Source organism: Pseudonocardia sp. DSM 110487 (genome assembly GCF_019468565.1).
Lineage (GTDB): Bacteria > Actinomycetota > Actinomycetes > Mycobacteriales > Pseudonocardiaceae > Pseudonocardia.
In genome coordinates this window covers 1870954-1882363 of sequence record NZ_CP080521.1, presented here as the reverse complement: position 1 = coordinate 1882363, position 11410 = coordinate 1870954, and the positions used below count along the sequence as shown (strand labels likewise).

Here is an 11410-nt window from a genome sequence, read left to right as displayed (position 1 = left end):
GTTCCCGGCCCGGGCCACCGGCGCCCGCCCCGTGATCCGGGCCTCGGCGGTGGTTCCTCCGGTTCACCTTGACCCGTCGCCTTGCGGAGCTGGCCGGGTTGGGTGCACTACCGAACCCTGGGAAGCTTCTATGTCAAGCGGCCTGCGAGGTTCGTTGTTGGTGGAGGCGGTGGTCGGTGAGTAGGGCGCGGTAGACGACGTCGGCGAGGTGGCGTTTGAGGGCGCGGAGTGCGGCTTTGCCGGTGGCGTTGGGGTGGCGACGGCTGGAACGCGCCAGCTCGGAGCGGCTGACGAGCTGATCCTCGCCGACCTCCAGACCCTGGAGAAGGCCGTCCCGCGCCTGCAGAAGGAGGCGCGCACCTGCACGATCGGCGTGGCCGCCCCCGCCCGCCCGTTCCTCGCTCGATGTGGTCCTCGACGTTGGATCGTCCAGCGCCGGGACGGGGTGCCGAGCACAACTGTCTGGACGTGTGTGGCGGCTGCTTCGGGGGTGTTTCGCCGGCTAACGGCTGTGCAGCAGGCCGTTGTCCAGGGCGACGACCACCGCGCGGGTGCGGTCGCTGACGTCGAGCTTGGCGAAGATCCGCAGCAGGTGCGTCTTCACCGTGGCCTCGCCGATGAACAGCCGCCGGCCGATCTCCGCGTTGGACAGCCCGTCTGCGACGGCGGCCAGCACGTCGACCTCGCGCGCCGTGAGCGTCACGGGCGCGGGGCTGCGCATCCTGGCGACGAGCCGCTGCGCGACGCGAGGGGCGAGGACGGTCTCGCCGCGGGAGGCGGCGTGGATGGCCTCGACGAGCTGGGGGCGGGTGGCGTCCTTGAGGAGGTAGCCGGTTGCGCCCGCCTCGACGGCGCGCTCGATCTCCGTGTCCGTGTCGTAGGTGGTGAGGATCAGCACCCGGGTCCGCCGCCGGCCGGCGGTGATCTGCGCGGTGGCACCGACCCCGTCGAGCACCGGCATGCGCAGGTCGAGCAGGGCCACGTCCGGCTCGAGGCGCTCGACGAGGCTCACGGCCTCGCGACCGTCCCCGGCCTCGCCGACGATGTCGATGGTGGGCTCAGCGGCTAGGAGGGCGACGAGCCCCGAGCGCATCACCGTGTGGTCGTCGGCCACGATGATGCGGAGAGTGCCGTGTGCCGGGCCGGCGACAGCATCGGCTGTCGTCATCTCACACCTGACCGTTCCGGGGAATCGCGGCGAGGATGCGGGTGCCCTCGCTAGGTGAGCTGGTGACGGTGAGCTCGCCGCCGAACTCGGCGAGGCGCCGGCGCATGCCGTCCAGGCCGAAGCCGTGGGAGTCGCCGACGACGAAGCCGCGCCCGTCGTCTGTGATCTCCAGCTCGACGCCGTCGGCGCCTTCGGCGAGGACGACACCGACGATCGAGGCGGCGGCATGCTTGCGGATGTTGGCGAGGGACTCCTGGGTGCAGCGCAGCAACGCGATACGGGTCGGCTGGTCGCAAGCGAGGTCCGGCAGGTCGGCGGTGACGGCCAGGCCCGTGTCCTCGGTGAAGCGCTCAAGGGTGCGGCGCAGCGTGGCGGCCACCGAGCCGGGGGCCGCGCCGCCCTGCAGGGCGGCGCCGACGAGGGTTCGGGCCTCGGCCAGGTTCTCGCGGGCTGTCTGCTCGATGGACTGCAGCTTCTGGGCGGACTTCTCGGTGTCGCCGGGCGGGCAGCGGCGCGCCGCCTCTGCCAGCACGACGATGGACGCGAAGCCCTGGGCGAGGGTGTCGTGGATCTCCCTGGCGAGCCGCTCGCGCTCGCCGGCCGCCCCCTCGCGCCGGTGCGCCTCGGCCAGTTGGTGCTGCGCCCGCTCCAGCTCGGCGGCGAGCCGAGCGGCGCGCACGTCGCTCTGCTTCGCGATGCTGCCCCGCCACAGGCCGATCAGCGTGCCGCCCGCGTAGCCGACGAGGGCGGCGACGACGTTGCCGGCGCCGAAGACATTGCCGGCGCCGAAGTCCAGGATCCAGCCCTGCTCGATGGTGCTGCCGAGCACCGTGGATAGGGCGGCGGCGCCGCTGAGGCCGACCGCCTGCCGCGGCCCGCCTGCGTAGATCCAGAAGAGCGGGAGGGAGACGATGAACATCGCCGCGCCACCGCCCGGCAGTGCGGCCATCACGCCCAGGACCAGGATCAGCACGTACAGGAAGATGCGCGGGGGCAGCGCCCGACGGCCGGGGAGCAGCCGGACGGCCGCGTAGCAGAGGCCGAGCGCGGCCGGCAGCGCGAACGACCAGTACTTCGTCGTGCCCGGGTCGTCCCAGACGGCGACGACCGGCGCGCACAGGCCGAGGAGCACCCAGAAGGCGTCGTACCACCGGTGCAGTGCCCGCATGGTCATTTCGGTCAGCCTACGTGCGCGGGCCGCTGGGGAGCGGCGACGGCGGGCGCCGACGGTGCCGGGCGGCGCGGCCACCAGGCCCGTTCACCGAGGAGCAGCAGGGCCGCCGGCAGCACCAGCAGCCGGATGACCACCGCGTCCAGCAGCACGGCCAGCGCCAGGCAGAAGCCCATCTGCTTCATCTCGGTGAGATGCAGGGCGACGAAGCCGGCGAACACCGTGACCATCACCACCGCCGCGCTGGTCACCACCTTGGCCGACCTGCTGATGCCGGCCACCACCGAGTCGCGGGCCGTCATGCCGTCCTCCATGGCCTCCTTGATCCGGCTGACCACGAACACCTGGTAGTCCATCGACAGGCCGAAGAGGATCACGAAGAGGAACAGCGGTACGCGGGACGCGATGGCGCCGAGGGAGTCGAAGTCCAGCAGCCCCTCGGCCCACGTTCCCTGGAAGACGAGGACCAGCGCGCCGAGAGCGGCCGCGGCGGACAGCAGGTTGAGCGCGACGCTGAGCAGGCCGATGACCACCGAACGGAATGCCACCACGGTCATCACGAAGGTGACCAGCAGCAGGGCTCCGATGACCAGGGGGAGCTTGCTCTCCTCGTCATCGACGTAGTCCTGGCCGCGGGCCACGTCGCCGCTGACCCCCGCCTCCACGCCGGGCAGCGTGCCGACGGTGGCGGGCAGGTGGTTCACACGGAGGCGGTCCAGCGACTCGATCGCCTCGTCGGAGGGTGCCGGGTGCGGTACGGCCAGCTCCAGCACGCTGATCCGGCCGTCGGCGGACGTCCGCACCGTCGGCTCGGCGTTGCCGGCGCCATGGGCGAACAGCGGATCGGCCACCGCTCGCCGGCCCAGCTCGGTCAGGGCCTGCTGCACCTCGGCGGATCGTTCCCGGGTGGAGCGGGCGACCACCTCGTGCTTGACGAGCAGTTCCGGGAAGGCCGCGGTCAGCCGGTCGTACGCCTGCATGGCCGGGATGTCGCGGGAGAAGGTGTCCTTGCCCGGGTCGATGAGCTTCATGCCCATCGCGGGCGCCGCGAGGGCGAGCATCGCCAGCGCCGAGACGACCAGAGTGAGCACGGGACGCCGCTGCACGCGGCGCAGCACCGCGCCGACGAGGCGGCCGGTCTCGGGCTCCGGCTGCGCGGCGAAGGCCGGCTTGCCGAGCCGCTCGGTCCGCCGGCCGATCTTCACCAGCAGGGCGGGCAGCACGGTCAGGGAGCTGAGTACGGCGACCGCGACGACCAGGATCGTGCCGGTGGCCAGTGAGGAGAAGATGACGTCGGTGGCAAGGTAGAGCGAGGCGGTGGAGACGATCACCGCGAGGCCGGAGAAGACGATGGCCCGGCCCGCGGTTTCCGCCGCCAGCTCTACCAGTGCCTCCGAGCTGAGCCTGCCACCGGCGCGGGCCCGTTCCTCGCGTTCGCGCTCGATGTAGAAGAGCGTGTAGTCGACGCCGACCGCCAGGCCGATGAGCAGGATCAGGTTGCTCCCGACTCCGGGGTCCGGGAGGAGGTGGGAGGCCACCATGGACAGTCCCAGGGCGGCGCCGATCGACGAGAGCGCCAGCAGCAGCGGCACACCCGCCATGACCACCGAGCCGAAGACGATCAGCAGGGTGACGAGCGTCACCGGCAGCGAGATGCGCTCGGAGAGCGCGAGGTCCTCGTCGCGCTGGTCGTTGACGCCCTTGCTGATGGCGGGCGAGCCGGTCTCCTCCACGACCAGATCCGGGTGGCCGGCAGCCACCTCGGCGGTCTGGTCGAGGAGCGGAACGACGTTCTCCTTGCCCTCCAGCTCGGGCCCCTTCAGGGTCACCGAGACCCGGAGCATCTCGCCGTTCCGCGAGCGGACGGGGTCGGCGACGCTCGCCACCTCGGGCAGTTGCTCCATCCGGTCGGTGATGTCGCGGGCCGCCGATTCGGCCTCGGCCAGGTCCAGCCGGCCGGACTCGGCGTAGATCATGATGTGTTCGGTCGGCTTGCGCTGCAGGCCGCCTTCGGTTGTCATCGCCTCGGCGCGCCCCGCCTCACCGACCCAGAAGTCCTCGGTGGTGGCGGCATTGCGGTCGAGCGTGCTGCCTGCGCCGAGACAGAGGGCGACGAAGACGAACCAGCCGACGATCGCGCGCCACGGGTGCCGGGCGCTCCAGCCGGCCATGCGTACAGGGAGATCCATCACGGAGAGAATGCTGGCCAGAGCGGTCCTCTCCCGGACAGCCTCGACCAGTTGAACCGGAGTCCACCGGTCGGTGGACCCGGTTGCCGCGCCAACCGTACGGCCGCCCGGGACCAGAGTTGGCCAGAATCTGACTGTCCACAACGGACCAAAGCTGGCGAATTACTGGCGAGGATGCCGAATTCGGCGAGTCGCCGCATCACGACGGCGACAGCTACCCTCGGACGTCGCTCCAGCAGGATCTGCGCCCACCGCGTGGTCTGCGCGACGCTCACACGGTTCGAGCGGGCAGGCAGCGGATGTGGTGATCAGGTATGCCGTAGAACAGATGCCGGGGGCGGCGAGGTCCTCGATAACCGTGGGGTGAAATCGGCGCTCCAGAACTCGGTGAACCAGCGTCCGACGATAGACAATCGCTCCATCATTGGAACCGGAACAGGTATCCGGCGATGGCGCGGGCAGCGGCTTCGGGGTCCTCGCCGAGCGTGGGTGGCAGGGCCTTGTTCAGCCACAGAGTCGCGAAACCGTGCACGATCGACCAGGCGGCCACGCCGCTGAGTTGCACGTCGGGGCCGGCCCGCCCGCCGAGCAGCGAGCTGACACCGCTGTAGAGCGCTTCAGCAGCTCGGGCCTGCGCGGCCTCCACCGACTCATCCTGAGCATGGTAGAGCTCGGGCCGGAACATGACCTCGAAGTGAGCACGGTGATCGAGCGCAAAGCGCACGTACGCCACGCCCACCTCGTAGAAGTCGCCGGTCCGCTGCTGCGCGTCGTCCAGTGCATCGGCCAGTAGCTGGTAGCCCTGGGCGGCGACGGCGGTGAGCACACCGGCCTTGTCACCGAAGTGATAGGCCGGTGCGGCGTGCGAGACACCCGCGCGCCGGGCCAGGTCACGCAGGCTGATGTCTGCGGGGCCCGACTCGGTGATGGCGGTGATCGCCGCTGCCAGTACGGCCTGCCGCAGGGCGCCGTGATGGTAGGGGCGGGTCCTCGTCACAGGTGCAGGCTAGCAGGGATTTAGACATTGACAAGTTCGAACCGAAGGCGCATCTTGTCATTGTCAAGTACTGCTCCTCGGAAGGACCTCATCGTGGTTCCGCTGATCGTTTTCCTCGTCGTCACGCTCGTGCTGCTCGTCGCGGGAGCTGCCGGGGTGCGTCGGCTACGGCCGTGGCCGGTCGCTCTGCGCGGCGGGCTGGCGGCCTTGTTCATGACGACCGGTGTGGCCCACTTCGTCGGGATGCGCGCCGAGATGATCGGCATGGTTCCGCCGGCACTGCCCGAGCCTGGCCTGCTCGTCACCATCACCGGCGTACTGGAGCTTGCCGGCGCAGCCGGGCTGTTGCTGCCGCGGACCGCACCGTGGGCCGCAGGCGGGCTCGCCGCCCTGCTCGTCGCCGTGTATCCGGCGAACGTCTACGCGGCCCTGCAAGGCATCACGACCGCACCCGAGGACGCCCTGGTCCCCCGGGCCCTGATCCAAATCCTCTGGCTGGCCGCCACCCTCGCGGTCGTGGCATCCGGCGTCCGGGCCCGCCGGGCCGCACGCGGTGCATCCGTGGCCGTCCCGGCCGCGGACGCAGCACTGAGCCGCTGACACGCTCCCGCGCTTCGCCTATCCATCAGCACCTATCCATCAGCAACAGACGGAGCCGACCATGTCCAGCACGACCACCGGGACCGGGACGCGTGTCCCCATCCCGCCCGAGTCCCCCGGGTTCACCGCCGGCTTCGCGAGCCTCGACGCCGAGATCGACGTCGCTTCCCTCCCGGTCACCGGGTCGATCCCGAACTGGCTAAGGGGCACGCTGCTGCGCAACGGCCCAGCACTGTTCGACACCTCGCGCCGCTCGTTCCGGCACTGGTTCGACGGCCAGGCCATGCTGCACCGCTTCGCCATCGCCGACGGGACGGTGTCCTACCGCAACCGGGTGCTCGTCACACCTGGGTCGACGGCCGTGCGCGAGCACGACCGCATCGGCTACGCCGAGTTCGCCACCGACCCGTGCGCGTCGTTGTTCGGCCGGTTCTTCACCCGGTTCCGTCGCGAGCCCAGCGGGAACTCGAACGTCAACATCACCAGGGTCGGCAAGCAGATGGTGGCGCTCACCGAGCCGCCGATGCCGGTGGAGTTCGACCCCGAAACCCTCGACACGGTCGGCGTCGCCGAGTATCAGGACGCCGTCGGTGGCGCGACCAGCACGGCGCACCCGCTGACCGATCCGCGCACCGGTGACCTGATCAACGTCGTGTTGGCCTTCGGTCGCCGCAGCGAGTACCGGGTGACCCGCCAACGCGGAACGCTCACGCGTGAGGTGATCGCCGCCGTACGCAGCGACCGCCCCGGCTACCTGCACAGCTTCGCGGTGACCGAGCGGTACGTCGTGATCGTCGTGCACCCGCTGGTGGTCAACCCGCTGTCGTTCGTGCTGCACGGGCGTCCGTTCATCGACAACTTCCGGTGGAACCCCGCCACGGGCACCCGCATCGTGGTGATCGACACGGCGACCGGCGCGATCCGGGTGGACACAACCACCGGCGCCTGCTTCGCCTTCCACCACATCAACGCCTTCGACCGTCCAGGCACGAGCGACGACGGCGGAGACATCGTCGTACTCGACCTGTCCACCTACCAGGACGCGAGCATCGTCGACGCGTTCCGCCTGGAGCGGCTCCGCGCCGGACACGCCATCCCGGTGCCCCGACCCACCCGCTTCACCGTCGCGGTCGACGACGGCAGCGTCACCTCGCGGCAGCTGTCGGCCGAGCCGCTGGAGCTGCCGCGCGTCGCGGTGTCGGCGGGTCGGGAGCACCGCTTCGTGTTCGGTTGCGGCGCCAGCGACGCTGCGGGCAGCAACTTCCTCGACCAGCTCGTGCGGGTCGACTGCACCACCGGCGCGGCCCTGACGTGGAACGAACCAGGAACCTACCCCGGCGAGCCGGTCGTCGTGGCGCGCCCGGCCAGGGCCGGTGGGACCGGCGCGGAGGACGACGGTGTGGTCCTCTCGGTCGCCCTCGACGTCGCCGCCGGTACGTCCTGCCTACTCGTGCTCGACGCCGCAACGCTGATCGAGCTCGCGCGCGCGACGGTGCCGCACACCATCCCGTTCGGCTTCCACGGTGGTTTCAGCGGGGACCGTGCCCGATGACCACCCGACTCGGCTCGCCGCGGCCTGCCGTCGCCGTGGCGGTCGGGTGCGTCGCGCTGCTCACCGACCTGCTCGTCCACGGTCTGGGCGATCCCCCGCCCTTCCGCTGTCTCCCGCGACGGTGGCGGCGGGGCCTGCGGTCACCGGGGTCCTGTTCGCCGGGCATGCCGCAGCGTTGGCGCAACGGCGCGCCTCGCGGCGGGGTCGAACCTGAACAGCCGCGTCATGCCGACGCCGAGGAGCGCCATGACCGCGAGGGAGGCGAGGTAGAACGGGATCACGCCGAGGACGGCGCCGGCGTCCCCGTCGAGCTCGGGAGACCCTGCGAAGCGCGACCGCCTCCCGCTTGCTTCAGCGGTTTGCGACGGAAAGGCGGGCGAGGCCACTCGGTTTCCGCAGGTCACCCTGCTACTTCCCAATCGACCTGACCTGTACCGGGCGTACTCGGCCGGTTCGCCGGTGCGCCCAGCGGGAAGCTGGGCCGTCGGCTTATGTGGTGGACTTCCGGTTCGGGACACTAGGGGCCGAATTCCGCGGGATCGGTCATCACCTCGACGAGTGTCGGGTGGTCGGCCCGCCTGCTCGCCTCAAGGCTCTCCCGCAGGCCGGCGAGCGTGTCGACGCGCCTTCCGGGCACACCGAACGCAGTGCTCACCTCGGCGATGTGCGGGCCTGCGATGTCGACGCCCGGGTAGTGCTGCCGCTCGACGGCCTCGCCGCCGAAGCGTCGCAACGCCGCGCCGACCGCGGCGTAGCTCTGGTTGTTCATGACGACATAGGTGACGGGCAGGCCGCTGCGCGCCGCCGACCACAGCGCGGGCATGCCGAACTGGAACACGCCGTCGCCGAGTACCGCCGCGACCCGGCGGTCCGGCATGCCCATCGCGATGCCGAGCGCAGCGCCCATGCCCCACCCGAGTGATCCCGACGACGAGACGAAGTAGTCGTCGCCGGTGTGCTGGTGGGCGCGCTGTTGCAGGATCCCCCCTGCCGTCGTGGCGTCCCCGACGAGCGCGACACCACGCAGCGACTCGGTGATCACATCGACGACGTCGGCGGCACGCAGCGGAGCACCGGCCGCCGACGGCCGGCGCGAGGGCGGTGGTGCCGCGGGGGGAACCGCACGGGGCGGCGCAGCGGGCAGGGCGGCGGACAGCGCCTCCAGCACCAGCCCCTGGTCGCCGACCAGCGCGGCGTCGACGCCGTACGTCATCCCGACGTGCCGGGGATCGGTGTGGCTGTGGACGATCGGCACGTCCGCGGGCAGCGGCGGGACGCGCGCCGGCTCGAACTCGTTGAACAGGCGGGCGCCGAGGAACACGAGCAGGTCGGCCTGCCGCACGAGCGGGTGTCCCGCCTCGTACTGGCCGCGGAAGTGGGGGTGGTCGGTGGGGAAGCCGGGCCGCTCGAACCCGCGCCGGTCCTCGTGCATGACGGGCGCCCCGAGCTGTTCGCTCAGTCGCACGAGCCGGTCGAGCGCGCCCACCCGTGCGACCTCGCTGCCGGCCACGAGCACGGGTCGCTCGGCGGCGGCGATGAGGTCCACAGCGGTCCGGACGGCGGTCGCGGACGGTGCGGTGCGCGAATCGAAGCGGAAGGGCGCGACGAGCGGGACGGGAACGTCCGCCGTGCTCTCGAGCATGTCCTGGGCGAGCCCGACCCATACGGGGCCTGCCGGCTCGGTCACCGCGGTCCGGAAGGCGCGGTTGACGTCCTCCGGGATCGCCTCGGTGGTGAGCGACTGCCAGTCCGACTTCACGTACTGGTGCACGAGGTCGCGCATCCGTCGCGCGGTGGTGAAGCCATCCCTCGCCTGGATCGAGGACGCCTTGATCCCGTTGAGCACGACGACCGGCGAGTACGCGAGCTGCGCCGCGTAGAGGTTGCTCAGCCCGTTGGTCAGCCCGACGTTCGCGTGCAGGTACGCGACGCTCGGCCGACGAGTTGCCCTCGCGAGCCCGTCCGCCATCGACACGGTCACGCCTTCGTGGGTGGTGAGCACCAGCTCGACGTCCTTGCGGACCACCAGCGCGTCGAGGACGGCCGCCTCGGTGCTCCCGGGGCAGGTGAAGAGCCGGTCGGCCCCCCAGTCGCGGATCACGTCGAGCAGTGCCTCGACGGCGGGTCTGGACATCGGCCGGCTCCCCTCAGGCGCTGGTGACGAGCTCCATCAGATGCCCGCGGAGGCGGCCGAAGGTGTCGCTCGACCGGGTGCCGACCTGGGTGCGCGGGTGGTCGAGCGGCACGTCGAGGATCTCGGTGACCCGGCTCGGGGAGCGGCCGAGCACGACCACCCGGTCGGCGAGGTAGACCGCTTCGTCGATGTCGTGGGTGACGAGCACGACGGTGATCCCGAGCTCGCGCCGGACCTGCAGGATGAGGTCCTCCAGGTCGAACCGCGTCTGGGCGTCGACAGAGGCGAACGGCTCGTCCATGAGCAGCAGGTCCGGCCGGTGGGCGAGTGCGCGCGCGATCGCCACCCGCTGCTGCATGCCGCCCGAGAGCTGCCACGGGTAGCTGCGCCCCACGTCGCCCAGCCCGACGGCGTCGAGCACCTCCCGGATCCGGGCCTCGCGCTGCTGCTTGGCGACGCCTGCGACCTTGAGCGGCACGGCGACGTTGCGGTGCACCGAGAGCCACGGGAACAGGGAGCGGCTGTAGTCCTGGAAGACGACGCTCAGCCGGTCCGGGACCGTGGTCAGGCGCGTCCCCTCGAACCGGACCTCGCCGGAGGTCGGGGCGAGCAGCCCGCTGAGGCAGCGCAGGAGGGTGGTCTTGCCGCAGCCGCTCGGCCCCACCACGCAGACGAACTCGCCCTTGGCGACATCGAATGAGACGTCGGCGATGGCCGACCGCTCAGTGCGCTGCCCGGCGTTGTAGGTCTTGGCGAGCGCGCGGACCGACAGCACCGGCTCGCCTGCCGGACCGGGTGGCCTGCCGTGGATCACCTCGGACTGCGACACAGGGCTCATCCCTTCTGCTCGACGGCGCGGGCGCCGAGGTACCAGGCCAGCACGACGCGCTCGACGGCGATGAACAGGAACGTCAGTGCGCTCCCGACGAGGGCGAGGACGATGATCCCGGTCCACATCTCGGTCATCGCGAAGCGCTGCTGGGCCTCCAGGATGAAGAACCCGATGCCCGACCGGGACGCGACGAGCTCGCTGACCACCATCATGATCACCGCGATCTGGAGGCTGTGCCGCAGGCCGGCCATGATCTGCGGCATGGCGCCCGGCAGCACGACGGTGCGGACCGTCCGGACCGGGGACATGTGCATGACCTTGGCCGTGTCGAGCATGACCGGATCGATGCCGCGCATCCCGTCGAGCGTGTTGAGCAGCGTCGGCCATATCGCGGCCAGGACGATGACGGCGATCTTCATCGGCGACCCGATGCCCATCACGGCCACGATCGCCGGCAGCAGCGCCGCCGTCGGGATCACGTAGACGAAGTACAGGACCGGGGAGACGGCGTGCCCGACGCGGTGGAACTTCCACAGCAGGGCGCCGATCCCGATCCCGAGCAGCCCGGCGGCCGGGTACCCGACCGCGAAGTTCCCGAGGCTCGACCAGAGCTCGCGGCGGGCGTCCCCGACGACCCAGAGGTCGTAGAGCTGCGTCAGGATCTTCTGAAGCGGCGGGAAGAACGTCGACGTGCTGTCGGCGGACAGCACCCACCACATCACCAGGATGGTGGCGAAGAACCACAGCCGCCAGATCCGGACCACCCC

9 protein-coding genes are annotated in these 11410 nt (G+C 71.1%); 2 read left to right on the top strand and 7 right to left on the bottom strand.

Features of this window, described 5'->3' with window-relative positions:
• Window positions 1–502: 502 nt before the first annotated feature.
• The 4 genes from K1T35_RS08575 to K1T35_RS08560 all read right to left on the bottom strand — a co-directional run bounded on the left by K1T35_RS08575 (window position 503) and on the right by K1T35_RS08560 (window position 5525).
• A complete protein-coding gene (locus tag K1T35_RS08575) occupies window positions 503–1168 on the bottom strand; it encodes a response regulator transcription factor (RefSeq protein ID WP_220259629.1) in 666 nt (221 codons plus the stop codon).
• A 1-nt stretch (window position 1169) separates the two neighbouring features.
• Window positions 1170–2342 carry a sensor histidine kinase gene (locus K1T35_RS08570; protein ID WP_220259628.1) on the bottom strand — a complete coding sequence of 391 codons (1173 nt, stop codon included), beginning with the start codon at window positions 2340–2342 and terminating at the stop codon, window positions 1170–1172.
• A 5-nt stretch (window positions 2343–2347) separates the two neighbouring features.
• Window positions 2348–4528 carry an MMPL family transporter gene (locus tag K1T35_RS08565; RefSeq protein WP_220259627.1) on the bottom strand — a complete coding sequence of 727 codons (2181 nt, stop codon included), beginning with the start codon at window positions 4526–4528 and terminating at the stop codon, window positions 2348–2350.
• Between the two features lie 421 nt (window positions 4529–4949).
• On the bottom strand, window positions 4950–5525 hold the full coding sequence (locus K1T35_RS08560; protein ID WP_220259626.1) for a TetR/AcrR family transcriptional regulator: 576 nt from the start codon (window positions 5523–5525) through the stop codon (window positions 4950–4952).
• A 93-nt stretch (window positions 5526–5618) separates the two neighbouring features.
• Here K1T35_RS08560 and K1T35_RS08555 point away from each other — a divergent pair, with 93 nt between their 5' ends.
• Both K1T35_RS08555 and K1T35_RS08550 read left to right on the top strand, forming a co-directional pair.
• Complete coding sequence (locus K1T35_RS08555; protein WP_220259625.1) at window positions 5619–6125, top strand: DoxX family protein; 507 nt, start codon at window positions 5619–5621, stop codon at window positions 6123–6125.
• Between the two features lie 61 nt (window positions 6126–6186).
• Window positions 6187–7677 (top strand): carotenoid oxygenase family protein, encoded by a 1491-nt coding sequence (locus tag K1T35_RS08550; protein ID WP_220259624.1) that lies wholly within the window; start codon window positions 6187–6189, stop codon window positions 7675–7677.
• Window positions 7678–8194: 517 nt separating this feature from the next.
• Here the strand turns inward: K1T35_RS08550 and K1T35_RS08545 are convergent.
• From K1T35_RS08545 to K1T35_RS08535, 3 genes are read right to left on the bottom strand one after another with little or no spacing between them, the layout of a single operon-like run.
• Entirely contained in the window at window positions 8195–9811 is a 1617-nt protein-coding gene (locus tag K1T35_RS08545; protein WP_220259623.1) for a thiamine pyrophosphate-binding protein, read from the bottom strand.
• Between the two features lie 13 nt (window positions 9812–9824).
• The gene (locus K1T35_RS08540; protein ID WP_220259622.1) at window positions 9825–10649 is read right to left on the bottom strand and encodes an ABC transporter ATP-binding protein; all 825 of its coding nucleotides are present in this window, start codon (window positions 10647–10649) and stop codon (window positions 9825–9827) included.
• Window positions 10646–11407 (bottom strand): ABC transporter permease, encoded by a 762-nt coding sequence (locus tag K1T35_RS08535; RefSeq protein WP_220259621.1) that lies wholly within the window; start codon window positions 11405–11407, stop codon window positions 10646–10648. The genes K1T35_RS08540 and K1T35_RS08535 overlap by 4 nt, the downstream gene beginning before the upstream one ends.
• Window positions 11408–11410: the final 3 nt, after the last annotated feature.

What these genes read in the sequence shown, in the direction of transcription:
- K1T35_RS08550 (WP_220259624.1), top strand. Translation starts at nt 6,187, where the DNA reads ATGTCCAGCACGACCACCGGGACCGGGACGCGTGTCCCCATCCCGCCC.
- K1T35_RS08545 (WP_220259623.1), bottom strand. Translation starts at nt 9,811, where the DNA reads ATGTCCAGACCCGCCGTCGAGGCACTGCTCGACGTGATCCGCGACTGG.
- K1T35_RS08540 (WP_220259622.1), bottom strand. Translation starts at nt 10,649, where the DNA reads ATGAGCCCTGTGTCGCAGTCCGAGGTGATCCACGGCAGGCCACCCGGT.
- K1T35_RS08575 (WP_220259629.1), bottom strand. Translation starts at nt 1,168, where the DNA reads ATGACGACAGCCGATGCTGTCGCCGGCCCGGCACACGGCACTCTCCGC.
- K1T35_RS08565 (WP_220259627.1), bottom strand. Translation starts at nt 4,528, where the DNA reads ATGGATCTCCCTGTACGCATGGCCGGCTGGAGCGCCCGGCACCCGTGG.
- K1T35_RS08570 (WP_220259628.1), bottom strand. Translation starts at nt 2,342, where the DNA reads ATGACCATGCGGGCACTGCACCGGTGGTACGACGCCTTCTGGGTGCTC.